18 protein-coding genes and 1 pseudogene are annotated in these 20,819 nt (G+C 71.0%); 9 read left to right on the top strand and 10 right to left on the bottom strand.

Translation table 11 applies throughout. The annotated features are described in order from the left end of the window. Positions 1–98: 98 nt before the first annotated feature. Complete coding sequence (locus BG452_RS47345) at positions 99–3,830, bottom strand: NACHT and WD repeat domain-containing protein (RefSeq protein ID WP_188308100.1); 3,732 nt, start codon at positions 3,828–3,830, stop codon at positions 99–101. Then, a complete protein-coding gene (locus BG452_RS33445) occupies positions 3,827–4,252 on the bottom strand; it encodes a hypothetical protein (RefSeq protein WP_188308099.1) in 426 nt (141 codons plus the stop codon). Before BG452_RS33445 ends, BG452_RS47345 begins: the two co-directional genes overlap by 4 nt. Before the next feature lie 292 nt (positions 4,253–4,544). Between BG452_RS33445 and BG452_RS33440 the strand changes: the two genes are divergently transcribed. After that, positions 4,545–5,171 (top strand): restriction endonuclease, encoded by a 627-nt coding sequence (locus BG452_RS33440; RefSeq protein ID WP_223243115.1) that lies wholly within the window; start codon positions 4,545–4,547, stop codon positions 5,169–5,171. Between the two features lie 279 nt (positions 5,172–5,450). Here the strand turns inward: BG452_RS33440 and BG452_RS48235 are convergent. After that, a pseudogene (locus BG452_RS48235) lies at positions 5,451–5,648 on the bottom strand (helicase associated domain-containing protein); the annotation flags it as partial. 654 nt (positions 5,649–6,302) lie between these two features. Between BG452_RS48235 and BG452_RS33435 the strand changes: the two are divergent. Both BG452_RS33435 and BG452_RS33430 read left to right on the top strand, forming a co-directional pair. Then, positions 6,303–6,497: a hypothetical protein gene (locus tag BG452_RS33435; RefSeq protein ID WP_188308097.1), complete on the top strand. Its 195-nt coding sequence runs from the start codon at positions 6,303–6,305 to the stop codon at positions 6,495–6,497. A gap of 29 nt (positions 6,498–6,526) precedes the next feature. Continuing rightward, on the top strand, positions 6,527–7,399 hold the full coding sequence (locus tag BG452_RS33430; RefSeq protein WP_223243093.1) for a nucleoside hydrolase: 873 nt from the start codon (positions 6,527–6,529) through the stop codon (positions 7,397–7,399). A gap of 268 nt (positions 7,400–7,667) precedes the next feature. Here the strand turns inward: BG452_RS33430 and BG452_RS33425 are convergent, their stop codons facing one another. Continuing rightward, positions 7,668–8,438 carry a hypothetical protein gene (locus tag BG452_RS33425; protein ID WP_188308096.1) on the bottom strand — a complete coding sequence of 257 codons (771 nt, stop codon included), beginning with the start codon at positions 8,436–8,438 and terminating at the stop codon, positions 7,668–7,670. A gap of 748 nt (positions 8,439–9,186) precedes the next feature. Here BG452_RS33425 and BG452_RS33420 point away from each other — a divergent pair. Further along, on the top strand, positions 9,187–10,041 hold the full coding sequence (locus tag BG452_RS33420; protein ID WP_188308095.1) for a ribosome-inactivating family protein: 855 nt from the start codon (positions 9,187–9,189) through the stop codon (positions 10,039–10,041). A 703-nt stretch (positions 10,042–10,744) separates the two neighbouring features. Continuing rightward, on the top strand, positions 10,745–10,873 hold the full coding sequence (locus tag BG452_RS47340) for a hypothetical protein (RefSeq protein WP_262986083.1): 129 nt from the start codon (positions 10,745–10,747) through the stop codon (positions 10,871–10,873). Positions 10,874–11,602: 729 nt separating this feature from the next. On the opposite strand, the gene BG452_RS33415 is transcribed toward BG452_RS47340, so the two are convergent. After that, a complete protein-coding gene (locus tag BG452_RS33415) occupies positions 11,603–11,824 on the bottom strand; it encodes a hypothetical protein (protein WP_188308094.1) in 222 nt (73 codons plus the stop codon). 184 nt (positions 11,825–12,008) lie between these two features. Between BG452_RS33415 and BG452_RS33410 the strand changes: the two genes are divergently transcribed. Together BG452_RS33410 and BG452_RS33405 are read left to right on the top strand one after the other, a co-directional pair. After that, a complete protein-coding gene (locus BG452_RS33410) occupies positions 12,009–12,236 on the top strand; it encodes a hypothetical protein (RefSeq protein ID WP_188308093.1) in 228 nt (75 codons plus the stop codon). Positions 12,237–12,296: 60 nt separating this feature from the next. Further along, the gene (locus BG452_RS33405) at positions 12,297–12,635 is read left to right on the top strand and encodes a hypothetical protein (protein WP_223243092.1); all 339 of its coding nucleotides are present in this window, start codon (positions 12,297–12,299) and stop codon (positions 12,633–12,635) included. Here BG452_RS33405 and BG452_RS33400 read toward each other — a convergent pair. Further along, positions 12,625–13,632, bottom strand: coding sequence for a zinc-dependent alcohol dehydrogenase family protein (locus BG452_RS33400; RefSeq protein ID WP_188308092.1), 1,008 nt, complete (start codon positions 13,630–13,632; stop codon positions 12,625–12,627). The genes BG452_RS33405 and BG452_RS33400 overlap by 11 nt on opposite strands. A gap of 32 nt (positions 13,633–13,664) precedes the next feature. Further along, the gene (locus tag BG452_RS33395; RefSeq protein WP_188308091.1) at positions 13,665–14,024 is read right to left on the bottom strand and encodes a nuclear transport factor 2 family protein; all 360 of its coding nucleotides are present in this window, start codon (positions 14,022–14,024) and stop codon (positions 13,665–13,667) included. Positions 14,025–14,109: 85 nt separating this feature from the next. Between BG452_RS33395 and BG452_RS33390 the strand changes: the two genes are divergently transcribed. Then, positions 14,110–14,682: a TetR/AcrR family transcriptional regulator gene (locus BG452_RS33390; RefSeq protein WP_188308090.1), complete on the top strand. Its 573-nt coding sequence runs from the start codon at positions 14,110–14,112 to the stop codon at positions 14,680–14,682. A 79-nt stretch (positions 14,683–14,761) separates the two neighbouring features. Beyond that, the gene (locus BG452_RS33385; RefSeq protein ID WP_188308089.1) at positions 14,762–15,514 is read left to right on the top strand and encodes a hypothetical protein; all 753 of its coding nucleotides are present in this window, start codon (positions 14,762–14,764) and stop codon (positions 15,512–15,514) included. A 1,207-nt stretch (positions 15,515–16,721) separates the two neighbouring features. Here BG452_RS33385 and BG452_RS33380 read toward each other — a convergent pair. From BG452_RS33380 to BG452_RS33370, 3 genes are all read right to left on the bottom strand, one after another. Next, positions 16,722–17,438 (bottom strand): hypothetical protein, encoded by a 717-nt coding sequence (locus BG452_RS33380; RefSeq protein ID WP_188308088.1) that lies wholly within the window; start codon positions 17,436–17,438, stop codon positions 16,722–16,724. Positions 17,439–18,731: 1,293 nt separating this feature from the next. Beyond that, positions 18,732–19,517, bottom strand: a complete 786-nt coding sequence (locus tag BG452_RS33375) for a hypothetical protein (RefSeq protein ID WP_188308087.1) — start codon at positions 19,515–19,517, stop codon at positions 18,732–18,734. A 528-nt stretch (positions 19,518–20,045) separates the two neighbouring features. Continuing rightward, positions 20,046–20,516, bottom strand: a complete 471-nt coding sequence (locus tag BG452_RS33370; protein ID WP_188308086.1) for a VOC family protein — start codon at positions 20,514–20,516, stop codon at positions 20,046–20,048. Positions 20,517–20,819: the final 303 nt, after the last annotated feature.

The following is a 20,819-nucleotide window of genomic DNA, read 5'->3' as shown; positions in this document are numbered from 1 at the left end:
GGTCAGGCACCCCAGGCACGCGGCCGTCTAGTACTCCAGCCGGACTTCTCCATTCCCGCTGGTCAACGGCCTGGGAGTGGGGAAGGGCGGCTGGAGTACTAGCCACAGGGGGCGCTGTACGTGAGGTGGCTGGTGTACTTCGACCAGTCGGGCGGGGGCGGGAGTTGGCCGAGCTCGGCGCAGAGGTCCTGGTACATCCGATTGGGGTCGGCATACCAGAGGCGCACACCGTAGCCGAATGCGGAGGCGGACACGTCGGTGGCGATCAGGCCGTTGTCCGGGCCGAACGCGAGGTCGGACTGATTGGGCAGCGTGACAGCGTCGTCGGCGGTCACCCTGCCCGGGGCGGCCACGTTCCAGACCTGGACGTTGTCGGTGAGAGTCCCGGCGATCCCGAGCAGCCGGCCATCGTCGCTGACGGGGATGTCGAGCGGCTTGCCCTGGATGGCGATCCGACCGACCTGCCTGCCGGGACGGCTGAGATCCCAGAAGGTGAGGGAGTTGTCGTCGCCGGCCGCTATCGCCAAATAGCGGCCGTCGTCGACGGCGGCCGCAGAGTCCGCCGCCGCCGTCACGGTGAACTTCCGCACCGGGTTCCTGGCATCGGGCACGTCGTACACCAGTACGTTCCGCCCCTGTTCCTGGACGAACATCTGGTGCCGCGAAGTGCTCGCCACGCCCCACGCGCCCCTGCTGTCGGGCAGTGCATGCGGCCCGTCCGGGTGGCGCGAGTCGGTGAGGCTCCAGAGCTGAACGGGCGTGGATTCGTCGAAGGCGACCAGTACACGGCCGTGTTGCTGCAGGCCGAGACCGTCGAACCGGCCGGGCCTCGGCACCGTCGAGATGCGCTGCGGCCGGTGTCGGTCGGAGATGTCCCAGAGTTCGATCGTGTCCAGGCCGTTCGAGAGCGCGAGCAGGTTGCTCTCGGTGCTCGCGACTGCCAGCGGCATGGAGGTGGGATCGGCTGGGCCGGGTGAGGGGACTGTGGCATCGAGGACCGGTTTTGTCGGGTCGCTCGCGTCCCACAGCGCGACCGGTTGCTTGTCGCCGAGGGTCAGCAAGGTGTGATCGTCGTCGAGGAAGGAGACGCTCGTCCAGGCTTTGGGGAGGGACGCCGCGAGGTGCGGGCGGCGCTGATCGCCGATGTCCCAGAGCTGATACCCGTTGTCCGGGTCATGGGTGACGAGGATTCGCCCGGCGAGGCCGAACACCGATCCGGGTCCGAAGGTATCCAGGCTCTGCGGAATTCGCGCCGCCGGGGTGGTCCAGATCCGTAGCTGCCCCTGGTCGTCCCCGGTGGCCACGGTCTGGTTGTCCGACTGGAACGCGACGGCCCGGGTGGCGACCGAACCGGGGCGTACATACGGGCCCGGGGTGAGCATCGAGGACGGCTGCGGGTGCTGATCGAACTTGAACAGCTTCACCGAGCCGCCTGTGCCCACCGTCGCGAAGGTCCGGCCATTGGCACTCACCGCCGAGGAGAAGTAGTCATCGCTGCCGTCCGACGGATCGAGGGGCTGCGCCGACCCCGGGTGGCTCGGGTCCGTGAGGTCGAAGTAGTTGATCTCCCCGTATGTGCCGGTGGTCAGCAACAGGTTTCCGGCCGGGTGGAAGGCCACCGTCCAAGCGCTCTTGACCGGGAGCGTCGACAGCACGCTCGGGTGGGCGCCTGTCAGGTCCCAGAGTCGGACCGTGCCGCCGTTGCTCGCGGCGGCCAGCAGTCGGCCGCCGGGGTGGAAGGCCACTCCGGTGACGTCCTGAAAATCGGCCTGGAGGGTGGCGAGTGGGGCGGGGCGCGCCGGATCGGTGATGTTCCACAGCTGCGCGGCTCCGCCGTCGGCGCCGGTGGCGAGGGTGTGCCCGTCCGGGCTGAAGGCCAGGTCGTACGCGACCCCGGTCTGATCGGGCGTGCTGCTGAGCAGCGTCGGGTGGTGGGTGTCGGCGACGTCGTACAGTTGGAGCGAGTCCTTGCCATGCACCGCGAGCAGGCGGCCGCTCGGGGCGAAGGCGAGGGTGGCGGTGCCGTCGGTGGAGAAGGCGCCCGCGTAGGTCGGGTGGTGCTGGTCGAGGACGTCCCACAGCCGCACCTGGTGGCTATTGTCGGAGCCGGCGAGCGTCTTCCCGTCCGGACTGAAGGCGAGGCTCACCACGGCCCCCGGCTTGTGCTCCGTTGCGGCGGGGTCGTCCAGCGCGACCGGGTAAGGGGCCTCGGCCGAGGCGTACAGCTGATCGCGAGCGCCCTTGGTGGGGGCGGTGTGGAAGGCGGCCAGGCTGAGTCGAAGCGCCATCCCGGGGTCGACGTCGCGCACCTTGCCGGCCTCGTCGGCGAGTTGGGCGGAGGCGATCTGGGCCGCGCGATGCGCGGCGGCCCGGCTCTGCTGGACGGCGATCAGTCCGGCGACCAGGCCCAGGATCGCGGTGAGCGCGGCGGCGCCGAGACCGAATCGGCGCAGCCGGGCTAACCGGATGCCGGCGGCCAGGAACTCCTGCTCCTCCTCCGTGAGTTCGGGCCGATGGTCGGGTTGTTCGGCCCACTTGCGGGTGCTCGCCAGACGTTGGCCACGCAACAAGCCGGCCCGGCTGCGGTCGTCCCATAGCCATGCCTCGGTCGCCTCGGCGAGCCGTTGGTGGGCCAGCAGGCCCGGGCGGTCCTCGGTGATCCAGTCGCGCAGGCGGGGCCAGGCGCGCAGCAGCGCCTCGTGGGTGATCTCGACGGTCTCGTCCCGCTGGGCGAGCAGTCGGCCCCGGATCAGGGCGTCAAGGATGTCGGGGTGCGGGGTATCACGGAGCAGGTACTCCCGGGCGAGCCGGCGGCGGGTGTCATCGGTGTCGTCGCCGAGTCTCACCAGGCGCAGCAGCATCGACCGGGCCGCTCGCCGCCCGGGCTCGTCGAGGCCCAGGTACACGCCGTCCGCCGTGGTGGCCACCGAGTTCTCGATGCCGCCAGCGTCCCGGTACGCCTGGACGGTCAGCGTGTGGCCGTGGCGTAACTGCCAAGTAGCGCGCAGCGCGTGCGCGAGCAGCGGGAGTCGGCCCGCCTCGTACTCGCCGTCGGCGGTGCCGCCGAGATCCTGCAACAGCAGCTCGACCAGGCCGGGTTCGACCTCCAGCCCGACCGACCTGGCGGGGAAGAGGACCGCCTCGCGCAGGCCCTGCTTGGTCAGCGGCCGGACGATGATCGGCCGGTCCTCCAGGGCGGCACGCAGCTGGGGGTATTCGGCGGCCCGGGCGTAGAAGTCGCCGCGCAGGCCGTAGCCCACCAGCGCGCCCGCCTCGGCCAACCCGGCTAGCAGGTCCAGGAATTCGCGCCGCTCCCGGTCGTCCTGAGCGAGCGTGAAGAGTTCCTCCAGCTGGTCGACCAGAACGATCATGCGGCCTCCGTCCGACGGCTCCGCCAGCCGGCGGCGCGCCTCGGCCATCGGATGGGCGGTGGGGGTGAACACCACCCGCGGCCATTCGGCCGACCCCGGCGCGGGTAGCCGGCCCTCGGCGAGCGCGGGCAGCAGGCCTGCCCGCAGCAGCGAGGACTTGCCCGCGCCGGAGGCGCCCAGCACCAGCAACGGCCTGCCGGTGGTGCGGCGTTCGTCCAGTCGGACCAGGAGGTCGGCGATCTCCCGCTCCCGGCCGAAGAACCACCGGGCCTGCTCGGTGTCGAAAGCAGTCATGCCCGGGTACGGGCACTCGGTCACCGGCTCGCCGCCCGGCTCAACCTTCCGGGTGCCGTGCACACCGTCGCTCAGGTGCATGTGCAGGTCGCGCCCGGCCACGTACGCCCGGGCGTCGTCGGAGGCGTTCACCTCCAGGTGAACCTGCGGCTCGTCCTCGCTCATCGCTCGGTGATGTGCAGGTCGCGCCCGGCCACGTACGCCCGGGCGTTGTCGGAGGCGTTCACGTTCACCGTAGTGCCACCGGACCCGGTGCCGGTCTCGGGCAGGTGCGGGGCCAGCTCGTCCAGCAGGCGCCGCAGCTCGTCGGCGAGCTGCGGATCGCCCTCACGCAGCAGTCTGGCCAGCCGGCGGCGCCAGTCACCGATCAGCTCCTGCTCCGCCTGCTCGTCGCCGCTCTCCCGAGCCGTCAGCACCTCGCCGCGGGTCTCCTCCAGTTCGGCCACCACGGCCGCGGCCCGCTCCGGGTGCACCTTGCCCCACAACCATCCGACGGCGCTCTTGGCCTTCTCCCAGCTCTCGGTGGCCAGCAACTGCACCACGGTGGTCGCCGCGGTGGCCGCCAGCGCGGTCAGCTCCGGATCCATATCCGTCCCCCTGCGCGAGTCAACTCCCTGACGACCGTTCACCTTAGCCCGAACGGCCGACTACCGGTGGCATGTCATGGCAGGCCCTTGAACAGCGAAACGTCATACGCCGCAAGCGGATTGCGGATGCCTTCTCAGTCGGGGGCCTCTACAGCGTTCGTCCCGGCTGCCGGTGGGGGAGGCAAGCCGAGGTGGATTCGATGGACGTGAGGGGGCGATGGTGGGAAGGAAGCGCAGGTCGGCGACGGCCAGGCGGCGGACGGCCAGACTGAAGATGTTCGGGATCGGTGGGTTGGTCGCTGCCGTGCTGCTGGTGATGTTCTGGCACCTGGTGTGGGTGTACGTGGTGGTCGCGCTGGCGGTCTCGGGCGCGATGGCGGGCGGCTGGACGCTGTGGCGCAAGGACCGTGCTGCCCGGGCCGAGGACCGGCGGTGGCGGGCGCTGGACGCCGTCGCGGCTGGGCACCGCACGCTGGCCGAGGTCGACCGGATGACCGGCACCGAGTTCGAGGGCTTCGTGGCTGGCCTGTGCCGACGGGACGGCTGCACCCAGGTGGAACGGGTCGGCGGGGCCGGCGACAATGGCGCCGACATCAAGGGCGTCCTGCCCGACGGCCGGACCATGATCGTGCAGTGCAAGAGATACGCGCCGGGCAACGCGATCCCCGCCCGGGAGATCCGCGACATGATGGGCGCGCTACAGCATCATCGAGCCCAGGTCGCCGTGTTCGTCACCACCTCCCGGTTCACCCGCCCCGCCCAGAACCTGTGCATCGAGCACGGCATCTGGGCCCTGCACCGCGACCTGCTCGGCCTGTGGAACAACGGCGCCAGCCTGCTCTCCTTCCCCCAGATCAACGGAGCCGGACAAGGCGACCGCCAGCACCAAACACGGTGGAGACGCACCTACGAGAAATAGACGACTCAGCCGGGCGCGACCTTGTCCCAGGCCGCGCCCGGGCGCACGGGGCAGCTGCCGCAGACCGGGCGGAGCCAGGGCGATCTGACGACGCCACCGGAGAACGCGCACACCAAGCTGCCGAGAAGCTGGAGCGGCTCGGCAGGCCCAGGCTTGGCGGGCGCTGACCCCGGCGGGGCCGCCTGGCGGCCTTCCGAGGCCGCCCGCGCGCGCCGGCCCCCGCCCCACCGCGAGCGGCCGGCACCAGTTCGCGTGCTTGGACCAGATCATGCCGCGCGCGTCCAGCTCCGAGACGCGCGCGGCGTCGAGCAGGCCTTGGCCGTTCAGGTAGCGCTGGCGGTCGAGCCAGGAGATCAGCTCGCCGTGCTTCTCGCGGTCGGTGGGGTCGAGGTGGCCGTGCCCGATGTGGAACGCGGCCGCGACCGCGTGCATGCGCTGCCACTCGGTCGCCCGCGGATTGAACGCCCGCAGCTTCACCGTCTGGAGGATCCGCGCCGCATGGCGCCGGGCACGGAAACAGCCATTAGCGCACGCTGAAACCTTCAACACCGAAGATCAAACCCACCCAACCCCCAACGCCCCAGCCCACACCACCCGACCCCAACCACCCACCACCCCGACCCCGTTCTCACCCCACCAACACCCCAGCCCACACACCACCCCACACCTCAACTACACCCCCTCAAACCTCACCGCAGCGGGACGGCCTGGCGGCCGTCCAGGACGGCGACCAGGGCGCAGCGGCGGGGCGGGGCCCGGCACACCGGGCCGGGCGGCGCGGGCAATGTCCTCTGCCACTGAACCCTGACCGATTGCCACTGAGCCTTGACCAACGTCGGTTCGTGACATCGAAGTTTGATCGCCGCAGCTCGGCGGCCCCGGCAGGGTGATGTACGGCGCCAGGCCTCGACGCAGCTGCAGCGCGGTGAGCAGGCGCCCCCTGCTGTCGGCATGGCCATGGTCTTGGGGTCCGCCGGACAAGCTTCGGGGCGTGTGCTGACTTCCGCGTGCCCCTGTCATGTCGCTGTCCGCCGGTCCGGTTTCGTATCTGGCGGCAGTGGGTTCGACGGTCAGTGCACGCTGCTGGTCGCGGAAACCCTCGCCTTCTGCTCAGCCTCTGATGCCCGTCTCTTGAACGACCTCCTCGGCTCCGCCGACCTCGCCGCCGACGGCGTCGAACGCCTCCGTGAGGTCATCACCCGCAGCGGCGCTCCGCGCCGGATCGAGGCGGCCTTCGGGCGGAGTGAGGCGGATGGAGAGGTGACGTCGGCGCCGCCGAACAGGAGGCGGCCGAACGCGCTCGTCCCGCCGATATTCCGTTGGTGACGCTCCGTCGGATCGGTACGGTCGCGGGCATGGCAATCCCGATCGTTTTCGACATGGAGACCGGCGACCCCGACGACGTCTTCACCCTGTGTGCCCTCGCGACCCATCCGTGGGCACGCCTGGTGGCCGTGACGGTCATGCCCGGATCGGATGAGCAGGTCGGCATCGTCAAGCACCTCCTCGGGCGCCTCGGGGTGCCCGTGCCGGTCGGCGCGTACCGGCCCGGCACCGACGTGAAGCCGGTGTCGGGCTTCCACCGCCGATGGCTTGGGAAGGTTCCGGCTCGCGAACCCGACGCCGAGGCCTGGCAGCTGCTGCGGGACGCCTTCGCCAGCGGGAACGCGACGCTGCTCACGGGGGCGCCGCTGAAGAATCCCGGCCTGCTCCTGGAGCGGGAACCGGACGTGCGCATCGCCCGCTGGGTCGCGCAGGGCGGCTTCGCCGGCGACTCCGTCGTCCCGCCCGAACACCGTCTCCCCAAGTTCGAGGGACGCGAGACCTGCCCGACGTTCAACTTCAACGGCGCCCCGGACGCCGCGTTGAAGCTGCTGCAATCGCCCCACGTCGGTGAGCGGGTGCTCGTCTCGAAGAACGTCTGCCACGGCGTCGTCTACGACGGCGCGATGCACGCCGCCCTGTCGGCGCGGCGGCTCACACCCGGGATGGTGCTCGTGCGGGAGGGCATGGGGGTCTACCTGGCCAAGCGCCGCGCAGGCAAGGCCTTCCACGACCCGCTCGCGGCGGCCGTGGCGCTCGACGAATCCGTCTGCGCGTTCCGCGAGGTCGAGGTGTACCGCGAGCGCGGCGCCTGGGGTGCGCGTCCGGCGGCTGGCACCCGGACGCGGATCTCGGTCTCGGTCGACCACGCTCAATTCCTGGACGTCCTCACGGCTACCGGGTGACGGCCCTCGCTCCGAGCGAGCTTGAAGGAGCCCCTCCAGTGCACGCGCGCCAGGGTGAGCCTTGGGCGACGTCCGGGGGCGGCGGTAGGCTGCCGAGGCCCCGAGAAGGCACCGGAAGGCCGCCACCCGCAGGTGGCGCCCTTCCAGCGTCTCAGACAGAAACGGTGACGACCCGGTAGTCCGGGTGCCGCACCCGGCGATGTGACGCGACCGGCCGGCAGTGAGGCGGGCAGAATCGCGAACCGGCCGCAGGCTGGCCCCCGGCGGGTCAGCCGTCCAGTTGCGCGTACAGGCCACGACCCGGGCGCTGCGCCCGGCCGGCCTTGGCCAGGCGCTCCAGCATGGTGCGCACCGCGTTCACGTTGCCCGCCGACTCCTCGATCCCCAGCCGGACCATCACCTCCCGGGCACGCAGCGGCCCCTGAGCGCCGGCCAGCACGCCCAGCACGCTCTCGGAGGTAGCCCCGGTCGTTCGCCGCCCGGGCGCGGGCGCAGCCGTTTCGCTCTTCTCGGGGGCCGGCTCGGCGCCGGTGCGCACCGGCCCGGTGTTCCGGGTCGCGGCCGTCTTCTTCGCCGCAGTACGCGGCCGCGCGCTGCCGGAGGTCTTCTTCGCCGCGGCCTTCTTCGCGGGAGCAGCCTCCTTCGCGGGGGCAGCCTTCTTCGCTGCGGCCTTCTTCGCGGGGGCAGCCTTCTTGGCGGTGGTCTTCTTCGCCGTCTTCGTGACCGTGCCCGTGCGTGTGGTGGCCTTCTCGGCCGGCTCCCCGCCCCGGTCCGGCGCCGCCCCGGCTTCGGCCGCGAGCTGCTGCGGCCGGACCCCGGCGATGGCGTCCGCCTCTGCCCGAATGGTGCCCACCGCGGTGGTGCCCTGCGAGGCCGGCAGCCCGGCCAGGGCCTGCAGGCTCTGGATGGCGCCGCGTACGGCGTTCTCGCGCGCCACGGCGCCGGTCAGCTCGTCCTCCAGGCGCCGGCGCCGGGCCTCGATGCCGGGAAGTTCCGCCTCCAACTGGGCGATGGTGTCACTGAAACGGCTTTCTGCCATAGTTCCTCGTCTCCTCCGCCCACGCGCATGTCGCAGGACCTGTGCGATCTTTACCCCGCTACCGCGCCCGCCAACAAGAAACCGCGCCGATCCGCGCGGCCCGCATCGACACCCGCGACCGAGTACGCAGGGCCTGGTGGGCGGCCTCCCAGGCGCGGTCGGCGACTCGGCGACGTCGCGGCGGTGGCGCTGAGTGCCGCGCCCGGCCGCATCGCCGCAGGAGCAGGTCCACTGCGCGCGAACCGGATGCGGCGAACGAAGCCGTCCAGACGTGTTGAGGCGCAGGCGGCCGGGCCCGGGAACGAGGGGGTGCGTTCCACGCGGGCCCGGCCGGTGGAGGCGGTCGGCGGTTCCGGGCGGGGTGGGACGGCGTGCGCGGGTCGAGGTCGGCGCGCCAAGGCTCCGCCCGCTGACCGCTGTCACGGGCCCGCGCCAGAAGGGCAGGATGTGGGTGCTGCGGACCGTCTCGGACGGTGACGTTGCGCAGGTGAAGGAACGCCGGTCGGGTGGAAGACGCCGACCTTTGTCGCCGTTCTCCTCGATCTGGTCGCGGGGCCCCGAGGGCTCTACGTGGTCGAGCAGTCCCGGGACAGCGGCACCCGGGGAACGCGGGTCCCGGTGTGCACGGGCGGGCAACAGTGTGTACACGGCAGGGACGAGCGCGGCCCGCGCGGATTCCTAGGCTGAGCCGACCTCACCGAACGGGCCGTCACCGAGCCCCGATCCCCGACGGGAAGCCCTGAATCCAGTGAACACCCTCACGAAGAAGCTGTACTCCGCGCTGGTCTGCGTCGCCCTGGCCCTGGGGCTGGTGACCTGCCTCAGCGGCACCGCGTCGGCCACCAACTACCGGATCGTCGACTGGGACATTTCCCGGATCACCGACGGCGGCCAGGAGCACGCCGCGCGGTACTACCACGCCGTCGACGGACTGCACCAGAACACCTACGGGAACGCCACCCACGAGAACGCGGTCATGCAGACGACCACCGACAGCTCCCGGGTCGTCCAGGTCCGGATCCGCGACACCGGCGGCAACGAGCTCGTCTCCCTCTACTTCTGGGCCGACAACCTCTACCTGGCCGGCTTCTACGCCCCCTATGGCGCCGACCCGATCAGCGGCGTGCACCACTTCTCCTTCGCCGACGGCCGGAACCTGGGCGCCTCGCTCGGCGTCAGCGTCCGCAGCCTGACCCGCACCGGCAACTACACCAGCCTGCCCGGCGGCAACAACCGGGAGAACCTCCGGATCACCCCGCAGACGCTCTACAACGCGGCCTACGTGCTCGGCCGGGCCACCGGCTACAACGACAACGTCGGCGCATCCTTGCTGCTCATGATCCAGGCGTTCTCCGAGGCGGCCCGCTTCGGCCCGATCTTCAACCAGGTCTACAACAACATCTACAACCACAACGACACCCCGCTCGGCCGCGACCTCGCCGGCCTGGAGAACCAGTGGGACGAGATCTCCCGGTTCGCCCACGACGTCCACCGCAACGGTTCGTCCTACATCAACATCTTCGGCAACACCGTCCGCAACTTCAACGACCTGCGGACCCGGCTCTCCTTCGTCGAGGTGATGGGCTCCGTCGCCCAACTCTGATCCCCGCAAGGCCGTTCGAAGCCGCACCACCGGGTCGCCCGGCACCAGCACGGCTGGTCGACGTAACGACGTCCACGCCCGGCACCCGCTGTGGCCGGGCAGGCCGGGGTAGCGGCGGCTGCACAGACCGGGGTGGCGCGGGTCGACGGCCAGGCGCTCCAGGGCGCGGCGCACCCGGCGCAGCCGGGCGGGGTCGGCCCGGCGGCCGCTGCTCCAGGCGGGCGAGGGTGCGGGTGGCGGCGGTGGTGTAGCGCAGGGTCGGCATCGTGGTCCCCTTTCAGCAGGAGGGCCCGCTTCCCCCGGTGCGGGGGAAGCGGGCCTTGGTGGTTGGGTCGCTGCGACGCTGTGCGTGGTGGTCTGGCTGCGGCCTGGGCTGGGTCCAGTTGGAACAAAATCGTTCGAGCGTGTTCGACCGTGCGGTCAGGTGGTGGAGGCCGCTTCGGCGGCCTGCGCGGGTTTCGGGTGGTGCTAGATTGCCCCGCCGATGGAGTCGGCGGGGCGTTTGTGAATTCGTTTTGGCGACACGAGGGGTGTCGGGAGGGGTCAGAGCTCGATGTCCATCCACAAGACCGAGTTGACCTCGTCGTCGAGGGAGTGGGCGCGGGAGCCGCGCTGGCGCAAGTAGTGCTCGCTGAGGGCGTCGGCGAGGATCTACTCCTGTTTGGCCTGGCTGGCTCCGGCGTCGCGGGCGTCGTAGCGCAGCGTGGATGACGGCGGTCAGGCCCTCAGCGGCTTCCAGGAGCGGCGGGTCGGCGTGGGGGAGTTCGAGGAGCGCCTGGGCGAGGTGGAGCGCGCTCTCCAGGACGGCGGTCGGGGCACGGACGTGGCGTAGCGCGGCGATGGCCTCGGCGGCTTGCTCGGCGGGCCGCTGAGCGGGCTGTGGTGGGGCGGGCCCAGGGCGGCTGCTGGTGGCTGTGCGGGCGTGGCTGGGGGCTGAGGGCGCGCCGGGCGGGGAGTGGTTCATGGGCGGCCGCCGGACCGGGTCGCGGCCGCGTGGCTCGGGCCCGGGCGGCCAGCCTTCGCCGGACGCGCCGGGATCAACAGCCCCGCAGGGTGGAACCCGCGCCGCCCGAACCGTCACCCAGAACCGCACCCACCGCACCCAGCAATCCGGGGCAGAGGGACAGACGGAGGGAGTTGCCTCCGACGCTCGGGAAACCGGCTCTGACCTGCGAGAACGATCGACGGCGAGCCTAGGCGGTGGGGTGCGTGCGGTGGTACCTACGCCCGCGCCTGCGGTGGTGGCCTCGGTGCTACGTGCGGTGGTGTCTACGTGGAACCCGGCGCGGCTGATCGGCGGCCGGCCCCGTGGGCCGCGGACGGCTCTGCCGGACGCCAAAAAACCAAAGGCACGAACCCCGAACCGACCAACCGACCACACTCACCAAGACCAGGAAGGAGAAGGGGTTGTCGGCATTTCCGGGCGCCCCGAATGGGCTCTGAAATGGGGCGATACCGCGCCGAGGCGAATCGTCAGGTGCCCGCAAGACACCCGGGCAGGTGCTCCACAGGGAGCCTGACAAGGTGTCCGAGAAGACGCCTCACAAGATGCACCGGCCGGTCAGCGGAGGACCGGGGCGGCGTCGGCGTCGATCAGGCCCTCCTCCAGGGCCTGGCGCACCCGCAGGACGGCCAGCTCGGCGGTGCTGGTGACCAGCGGGCGGCTCCGGTCGGCGGGGCCGGCGACGAAGCGGCCGTCGACCACCAGGGCCCAGCCGTCCAGGCGGGCCGCGCCGGACGGCCTCTCACCAGGAGCCACCGAGGGCAAGCTCGCATCAGCCACATCCGGCCCTCCCGGGCCGTCTAACACCTTACGGAGCTCGCATGTTCAGGTGTCGCGTATTCCAGCTCCGAGCGCCCCGATCGGTCACGTTGGGTCATGAGGGCGGTGTCCAGGGTCCGGCCCGGAGTGAGTATGTTCGTCCGATGTGCGCGCGTTCGAAACGCTTCGGGAGGGGAGAGCGCCGGTGGACGTCGTCGCGATTATGGAAGCACTGGCCGAACAGGGCGCAACGGTGCTGTTCAAGGCCGACGCTGAGCGGATGGCAGAGAGGGGCAAGCCTTGGACCTTCGTCGCCAGTGGAGCGCCGTTGCGCGAGGGCGTCCTCGTGCGAACCGATGCCGCGACTGTGGAGCAATGCCTCGCAGTGTGCTTGCCCCGCCTGCGTGAGCTGGGCTTTTCGTTCCCTGAGTGAGAGAGCGGGTGTGACCGAACCGCCGCCCTGGATGTCAGGGCCGGCTGCTTACATGAGCCCATGGGCACCGTGCACACGACCGCCGCCCTCCTCCCGGCCCCCGCCGAGCTCCGCGCGCACCTGCGCGCGCTGGCCGTACTGGACCAGGCGATCTGCCGCGACCCGCGGTTCTCCCGCTACTCCTTCTCCACCACCTGGGGGACGGAGGCGGCCCTGATGGACAGCGGCTCAGGTGACGACTTCTCCGTCCTCTTCACCCCGGCCGGTGTCCTCGTCCGCGGCTTCGACCACGAGTCGGAGATGAGCCCGTACGCCACGGATGACGAACAGGTCCGGCCCGGGGTCATCGACGAGGTGCCCGCCGCGCTGCGCGGGCTGCCCTGGTGGCTCAGACCGTGATGACGACTTTGCCGAACGTCTGGCCTGAGGCGAGGTGGCGGTAGGCGTCGGGAGCGTCGTCGAAGGCGAACTCCCGGTCGATCACCGGGCGCAGGCGGTTGACCTCGATGGCGCGGCTCATCTCGAGGAACTGGGCGCGGCTGCCGACGGCGAGGGGGCGCACGGTGGCCCCGGAGGCGAACAGCACCATGGGGTCGAGGGGCGTGGCGGTGTCGGAGACGAAACCCACGAAGGCGACATGGCCGTAGACCTTCACCGCCTTCAGCGACTCCTCCAGCAGGCCCGCGACTTCGATGACCCGGTCGGCTCCGCGGCCGCCGGTCAGCTCCCGTACTCGGCCGGGCCAGTCGGGCGTGGTGCGGTAGTCGATGACCTCGTCGGCGCCGAGCTTCAGCAGCCGCTTCGCCTTCTCCTGGCTGCTCGTCGTCGCGATCACGTGGGCCCCGAGCATCTTGGCGAACTGCAGCGCGAACAGCGACACCCCGCCGGAGCCCTGGACCACCACGGTCTGCCCGGCTCGCACCCCGCCACCGGTGTCACCGGTCAGAGCGTTCCACGCGGCCACCGCCACGCAAGGGAGTGTCGCAGCCTCCTGGAAGGTCAGATGTGTGGGGACCGGCACGAGTGCGCTTTCGGGAAGGACAGCGTATTCGGTGAGCATGCCGTCCAGCGAGCCGCCGAGTTGCGGCAAGTGCTCCGGCCCGAAGGGGCCGTCCTGCCAGCTCGGGAAGAGCGTCGCCATGACCCGGTCGCCGATTCGCGCCGGATCCACCCCGGGCCCGACGGCGACGATCTCACCCGCGCCGTCGGACACCGGGATCACGTCGGGCTTCACCGGCAGCACGTAGTCGCCGCGCAGCACCATCAGCTCGCGGAAACTCAGGGAGGCGGCGCGTAGCGCGACCAGGACCTCCCCGGGGCCGGGGACCGGGACCTCGTGCTCTCTCACGGACAGGCCGTCGATGCCAGCACCGCTGTTCACGTGGTAAGTGCGCATGGGCACGGTTCCTTTCAAGGTTTCCGGTCTCATCAGGCGGTCTTGCTGTAGCCGAAGGCCTCGACGACCACGCCATCGCGGACGCGCATGAGGTTCACGCCGCGCACCGAGTCGGCCGGGCCGTCGCCGAAGCGGTACCGCCAACGGATCGTGGCCCGCTCGCCCGCAACCGCCACCTCCTCGGGGCGGAACTGAGTGGTGCGGTCCGCGGCCAGCGCCTGCCAGAACTCCAGGCAGGCCGCACGGCCCTCGCGGCGGGCGCCGTCGGGCGCAGGTTGGATCGCCTCCATCACGCAGTCCTCGCCGATGAGATCGGTCAGCGTTTCGGGGGCGTGCTCGACGAAAGCGTGGTTGAACAGCTCGACGACCTCGGCGGTCGTGCGGAATGACACATCCACTCCCGAGATAGAACGTTCGGTCTATCGTGAATATATAGACCGGTTGATCTAACTGTCAACGGGTGGCAAGCTGAGACCCATGACCACACGCAACGACCGCGGGCCGCGCGAACGGTTGCTGGACGCCGCCCAGCAACTGACCTACGACCAGGGCGTGGGGGTCGGCGTCGACACGCTGCTGAAGGCCGCCAACGTGGCCCGGCGCTCCCTATACGACCACTTCGGCGGCAAGGACGGCCTGATCGTCGAGGCACTGCGGCGCAGCACCGACGAGGACGAGGCCGCCTACCGGCAGACCATGCAAGCCGCCGGCGACGAACCGCGGGAACGCCTCCTGGCGATCTTCGATGAGCTCGGCAGGATTATCCAGGGGCCCGGCTTTCACGGCTGCCGCTACCTGGCCGCCGACCTCGCCCTGGCCGACCCCGACCACCCGGGGCACACCGTCACGAACCAGTACCGCGAACGGGTCCACCGGCTACTGGAGGATGAGTTCGTCAAGCTCGACCACCCGCGACCCACGCACGCCGCCGACCAGTTCCTCCTGCTCATCGACGGCACCCTGGCCGCCGGAGCCACCCGCCCTGGCATCAACCCCGCAGCCACCGCCCGCGAACTCGCCGAATACGTCATCGCTCCCCCGAAGCGATGACGCTCCCGGTGCGCGCTTCCCAGCGGCCATTGGGCAGCCGGTGCCACCCGCCCTGTGGGGCCGTCGATAGGCTGCCGGCATGACAGGAGTACTGCAGTTCGGCGCGCTGCTGGCGCAGCTGATGGGCCGCCGGGCGCTCGACTGCGCTGCGCTCGCGGCAGCGGCGGGCACCGCCCCAGCAGAGCTGCAGGCCGTGCTCGACGGGCAGTCACCGACCGGACGGCTGCTCAGGGATCTCGGGCCCGTACTCGGGCTGCACCCTGCGGACCTGTTCGTTCTGGCCGGACAGCCGGTGCCCGACGACCTGACACCGGTCACCCGCAATCCGAACTGGTCGATCAGCCCCGTCGTCTACGACGCGACGATCATGCCCGCCGGGGGCCGGAGACTGCTGCAGGAGGCAATCCGGGCGCAGCCCCTATTGCGGCGTGAGGGGCGGGGCGGCGTCGACCGGCCGTACCACCGGTACAAGCCGGGCTTCGGCGCGACGCTACTGGAACTCACGCACAGTCGGAACCTCACCTGGCTATGCACGGCCAAGGTTCTGCATGCAGTCACCGGCGGGCGGATCTACCTGTCAGCCTCCACGATCGGCGGCGTGGGCCGCGGCACCGTCGAAGCCACCCCCGAACTGGTGGCCGGCTTCGCGGGCCTGCTCGGTATCCCCGCCCCCGACCTCGCGGCCGCCGGCGGCATCCTCCTGCCCGACGACCTGCCACCACTGCACCCCCGGGCAACGGACGTGGCCGCCATCGTCTGGGAAGCCCGACGCCTGACCACCGGCCAGCTCGATGGAATCCGTCTCACCTCCCGCCACCTGACCGGCCGCTAACCCACTCCCAGGCGCAGCACTGGGCGCCCGCACAGGGCGGCGGCCTGACGGCCGCGACAGGCCTCCACCTGGCGGCCCAGTACGCAGCCGGACCGCCCCGGGTCACGGCGCGGTAGGGCAAAGCACGTCGCCAGCAGCAGTCACTCCCGGGCCCTGGACTGCGGCAGCCCACGGGTCCGGGGCCGTCTTGGTGGCGCTCCGGGGACTTTGATGCAATAGATCGATGTGACGACTCCCTGGACAGTCCACCGTACTGAGTTGCTGCGACTGACGGGTCTGCTTGACCCGGCCGTACCGGTAGCCAGCACGCTGTCGCCCTGGGACGCGGGCCGCCATGGCCCTGCACCACCGTCTTCGACCAGGCGCTCGACGCGCTTGACCGGCTCGAGACCTGCTGCCGAAACACCCCAGTCGAGCAGTAGACCCACCACCCCCTGACCCAGCACCCCGGCAACGGCGGGCCCGGGCACACCACCCGGCTACCCACAACAAGCGACAGCAGCGGCTCCCAGCCAGCGGGCAGCGCCAAGACGGCGAACGAGCCAGGGGCGCAGCGGGACCGCAGAGGGCCGGCGCCCGGACAACGGCCCGGTCGCCCACGGCAGAGCCTCAGCAGGCGGCCGGCTACTGGCTGGGCACTGCCCGGGAGCGCGGCAGACGGCGCGGGCCACCAGGACGGCCCGGCCCGATACCGAACACCAACCCCGCCAAGGAGGCCCCACCCGGCTGTTCCGACCCGAACCCAGAAAACCAACGCTCAGTAATTCAGAAAAACGCGCCACACGAAATTTCAAGCGGACCACACACCACAAAAGACCGCCCACCCGGCCACCCCGGCCGACACCACCCCCAACCTCGCCAGTAACCATGCACAGTCACCAAATCCGCCTGGCATCGCCACGGGCCGAGCATCCCCGGCAGGTCAACCAGAGGTCCAGACAATATGGCATCCAAGCCCCAATACGCTCATGATCACCAGCAGGTCACAGCCGCCCTTCGCCGGGTAGAGCCTGGCGTGCAGCACGCGGTCCTCCCACACGGGTCATCCGGGGCGCAGACCAGCGCGGCGACCTGCTCGCGGCGGGTCGGGGCGGGCAGCACCAGCAGCCCAGCGCCTTCGGCTTCCCGGATCTTTGGCGCACCCGGGCACTCAGCGGCCTCGCAGCGGGCCTCGGTACGCAGCTTGCGCTCGGAGCGGGGCCGGGGATCAGAAGGGCGGCTGGCCGGGGTTCCAGCCATCGCTGGGCCAGGTGAGAGGGCTACGGTCGTCGTCGTCGGGTCGGGTGAGACCGGTGGTGTCGTACCCCCAGGAGGTCAGGGCATCGATGGCCTGCCAGCGGCGCCACCGGGTGTCGCTGACGAGCAGGAGGTTGCGGGCATGCTCGGCGAGGCCTTCGCGGTGCGGGGCCAGGTCGGGGTGTTCGGCGAAGGCCAGGGCGGCGGCCAGCGCGGTGTCGCGGCCGGCGGTGTCGGGGTCGCCGAGGAACGGCGCGACGGCGAGGTACAGCGCCGGGCGCAGCGCACGGATGGCGACCATGGCGGGTGAGGCGTCCAGGTAGCGCCCCTCGAAGTAGCGGTCCGCGGCCGCGACGCAGGCGTCGTCGCTGTCGTAGGCGACGCCGGCGAGCCAGCCCAGCAGCAGAACGCACACCCCGTCCGCTCCCCCGGGGTGTTCCTCTGCGCGGCGGGCCAGAACAGCCGCGACGCACAGCGCGGCCGGCGCGGTCGCCTCGTAGATGGTGTCCTGGTGGCGCACCGGCTCAAGGGCGTCGAGAGCCTGCCCGGTCTCCTCGGCCGTCAGGTCCGGGCCGAGCAGCCTGGCGAGCACCCCGGGTAGTTCCTTGCCCGTCCCACGCGCGGTCTTCAGCGACGGCCAGTCGGTCCCCCGCACCACCGCCCACGGATCCGGCAGGGTGTCGGGCACGGGCAGATCGGCACACGAATCAGAAGACCTCACTCACCGGACCCTACGCGCCGCCACCGATACGGCGACCACCGCCCGACGCGACGAGGGTAAGCGAGCCACGGGGCGCTGATGGGGACAAGCGGGATCACCGCGGTACGCGCGGTTGTCGATCGCGACCGTGGTGACGACCAGGACGGACCACACCTGGCACCACCCACGCCGGCCCACCCGCATACAGGGCTCTCGACCGAACCGCGGAAAGTCCCACTACTCTCACGCCATCGGGAACTTCTCTTCCAACCCCACAAACACGCAGGCCACACGGCCAGAACCGTCAGCCGGCGACACAGAACCGGCACCCACCCCCCCGAAATCAGGCCGAGGGCGGGCCGTGAAAACATCCCACCGGCCGTCACACCACACTCGGTCAAAAGCCCCGGGCAGGGCGCAGCACGGGGCGGCACTCGTGCCCTCGATGCGCATGGGATTGTCACCTGCCCTCGGCCTTCGAATGTTACCGGGCAGACACGCGGGAATCAGTCGGTAAGCCCGGCCCGGTATCCGGCAGGAAACGCGCCTAACCAGCCGCATGGAATCCCGCCTTGATGTCGCAGCATGAATTCACTCGGTGCCCGCGCCTATCGGCCGATAAAGAGGCCCTCCAGCGCCCTCCAGGACACCCGGTGCCCTACAGCGAACGGACGGCCCGGAAAGGGGATCAGAAAGAGGGCTGGTCTTTGGCGGTGGGCCGGGGCCTGGCGGCCCCTCGAAAGGGGTTGTGGGTGTGGCCTGCGGCGCCACCGAGAAGATGGGGTGGGTTTTCGATGTGGGGCCTGGCGGCCCCGGCGCCGAGGTCGTCCTGGTGGCGCCTGCGGCACCCCCGGACAAATGCCGGCCAAGTCCGCGACGGGGCGCCGCATCCGGCGGTACGGGTGCGCCGAGGTGGAGCAGCACCGGCGGAGCAGGGCCGGGTGCGGCCTCCCGCCGAGGCCCCCGGGAGCCGCTCACCAGCTCCTGGACGGCGGCCTGACGGCCGTCCAGGGCGGGCGCCGGGCCAGCCTGCGAGGCGGCCGCCGGGGAACGGGCGCCCACCCGGCTCCACGCGACGCGCGAGGCATCGCGCGAGGGCGTCGGCCAGGCGCAGCGACCCAAGCGACCCGGACCACCGACCCCCGCACCGAACGACGGCCAGGACGGCGGCGCGGACGGCGGCTGTCCTCTGACAGCCGACCTTGACCGATTGCCAAGTGACTCTGACCGCTCGACTTCGGTGTTCTTCCTGAACTTCTGTCGAGTCTCTGGCTCAGGACGCTAGCGGAGCGCGTTCGCCAGCGACTGGGTCAGGACGCAGGTGAACCCGACGCCCCAGTCGGCGCGGTCGTCGCAGCGCAACTCCCGGTCACCGAAGGCATCCAGCAGCTCCTCCAGCGGGACGACAGTGCCCTCGGCGGCGGGCTCCGCGACGTGCAGCACCTCGATCGCTCCCTCGCGGACGAACCGGACCAGCGGGGCGAGGTCCGCCGTCACGTACGCCCGCAGCTCCTCGCCCTCCAGCTCGGACGGCAGATCGGCGAGGATCCCGAACGGTCCGGTCAGCCAGCCACTCGCTTCCATGGCACACACCCGGACCCGGTCCTCGACCTCCGTCAGGTCCAGCTGATGGACGGTGGGCGGGGCGTCCGGAGCATACGCCCGGGCCTCCCAGCGGCGGCGTCCCTCCTCGGTCGCCCGCAGGGAGAGAACAGGCACGCCGGACCGGTCGTCCCACGGCCACACCCACGTCGCCGTGTCGACAACCAGCTGCGCCAGCTCCGCGCCCGTCACCTCCGGGCCATCCTCCTGGACGAACGCGGTACTGAGCGCCCGACGCAACGTCAACCACCCGCCCGCGACCAACCGGAGCGTCGCCGCCGCCAACTCCGGCACCCGCGCCGACTGCTCCTCGGGCGACGCGTTGCGACGCCTCGGCACCTCGGGCGAGCCCGCCCAGCGCAGCACGGCCGTGACGTGCTGCGCGCTGCCGCGCGGGGTAGTGCCGGCGACAGCGCGGCGGACCAGCACCTGCTCGGTGACGGTCAGTTCATCCCAAGTCTTCACGGCAGGCGATCCTGGCACACTTACCAGCTCCGACCTGCAGGGCTTTCGCCCGCAGACCCGGACCCGGCGGGACCGCCCGTCAGCACGGCATCGCCGTATGCTCGCGCAGCGACCCCCACCGCTTCCCCCGCCACCGGTCAAGATCAGGTGGCAGAAACCTGCTGGTGGTCAAGATCGAATGGCAAACGGTCAAGGTCTCCTGTCAGAGGTCAGCGGCTGCCCTACAGCCCCCACAGCCCCACAGGCATACCGGACAAGAGGTCGACAGCCAGGCGGCCTGGGGCCTACCCCCGCATTCCAGATTTCTGGAACGGACCGGCCCCACGCGGCCAGGCCGGACGCCGAGGACCGGGCAGCGGGCCGCCGAGGCGGGCGAGGCCCGCGAGAACGACGAGACGGCGACGCGGGCCACCACCCAGGGCTCGCCGGGACGGCGGTTCCGATCCTTTTCTCGGCCCGGATCGGGCTTCCATCTCCCTCGATTCCCGGGCAGGCGGGACTCGCCGAGTGTGGCCGGGACCCCGGCATTCACTCCGAATCGCCGGCGCGCGTACTTGACGGCCAGTGAGCGGGCGACCAGTCTCCCTCGGGGTCGGTAGTCTGCCCTACTTCGATCAGGTGGCCGTCGGGATCGCGGATGTAGCAGCGGATCTCGTACTCGTGCTGTTTCGGCGGTGTCAGGAACTGGGCGCCCCGGGCGCTCCACTCCGCGTACAAGGCATGGACGTCCTTGACCCGGATATTGAGGAAACTGCTGACCTGGTCGGGATCGCGTGGCGTGGCCAGGGTGACCGTCGGCTTGTCGTCGGTCGGGCCGCCGCCGACATTGATGATGATCCAGCTGTTGGCCAGGGCGACATAGGTCAGCCCTCCGGGGCCGGAGTAGGCCACCCGGCCGCCGAGTACTTCGGTGTAGAAGCGTCGAGAGCGCTCTACATCGTCCGAGACGATGAAGTGGGCCAGCACAATTCCTTCTGGCGGTGGGGGGAGCTCGGCCATCTGGTACCTCCGTACGTCGGTCTCATGGCCCGTTGACGACGAGGCCTGCAGGCGGCGGCGCCATGAGCGGGATTCAGCGGTGCTCCAGCATTCCCTCGAAGAAGCCAATAATTCACGGCATCACCCTCCTGACAGATTCGCGGGCTGTCGCCGCAAGTCACCGAACGCCGGCACTGGCCTGGGCCGCTCGGCCAGGATCGCGTTGTGCGGCGCCGTCAGAAGGCGTGTAACGGCTGGTGGGACCTCGCACACCCGTCGTGGCTGCGGGCGGACGAGGCCTCGCCCAGGCCGGCCGGGGCCGGC

Origin of the sequence: Streptomyces sp. CBMA123, assembly GCF_014596465.1 — a bacterium.
Lineage (GTDB): Bacteria > Actinomycetota > Actinomycetes > Streptomycetales > Streptomycetaceae > Kitasatospora.
This window is presented reverse-complemented; position numbering and strand designations above follow the sequence as displayed.

Excerpts from the sequence above, each read along its gene's own strand:
- BG452_RS33445 (WP_188308099.1), bottom strand. The coding sequence starts at position 4,252 with ATGGATCCGGAGCTGACCGCGCTGGCGGCCACCGCGGCGACCACCGTG.
- BG452_RS33390 (WP_188308090.1), top strand. The coding sequence starts at position 14,110 with ATGACCACACGCAACGACCGCGGGCCGCGCGAACGGTTGCTGGACGCC.
- BG452_RS33385 (WP_188308089.1), top strand. The coding sequence starts at position 14,762 with ATGACAGGAGTACTGCAGTTCGGCGCGCTGCTGGCGCAGCTGATGGGC.
- BG452_RS33370 (WP_188308086.1), bottom strand. The coding sequence starts at position 20,516 with ATGGCCGAGCTCCCCCCACCGCCAGAAGGAATTGTGCTGGCCCACTTC.
- BG452_RS33405 (WP_223243092.1), top strand. The coding sequence starts at position 12,297 with ATGGGCACCGTGCACACGACCGCCGCCCTCCTCCCGGCCCCCGCCGAG.
- BG452_RS33430 (WP_223243093.1), top strand. The coding sequence starts at position 6,527 with ATGGCAATCCCGATCGTTTTCGACATGGAGACCGGCGACCCCGACGAC.
- BG452_RS33425 (WP_188308096.1), bottom strand. The coding sequence starts at position 8,438 with ATGGCAGAAAGCCGTTTCAGTGACACCATCGCCCAGTTGGAGGCGGAA.
- BG452_RS47345 (WP_188308100.1), bottom strand. The coding sequence starts at position 3,830 with ATGAGCGAGGACGAGCCGCAGGTTCACCTGGAGGTGAACGCCTCCGAC.
- BG452_RS33400 (WP_188308092.1), bottom strand. The coding sequence starts at position 13,632 with ATGCGCACTTACCACGTGAACAGCGGTGCTGGCATCGACGGCCTGTCC.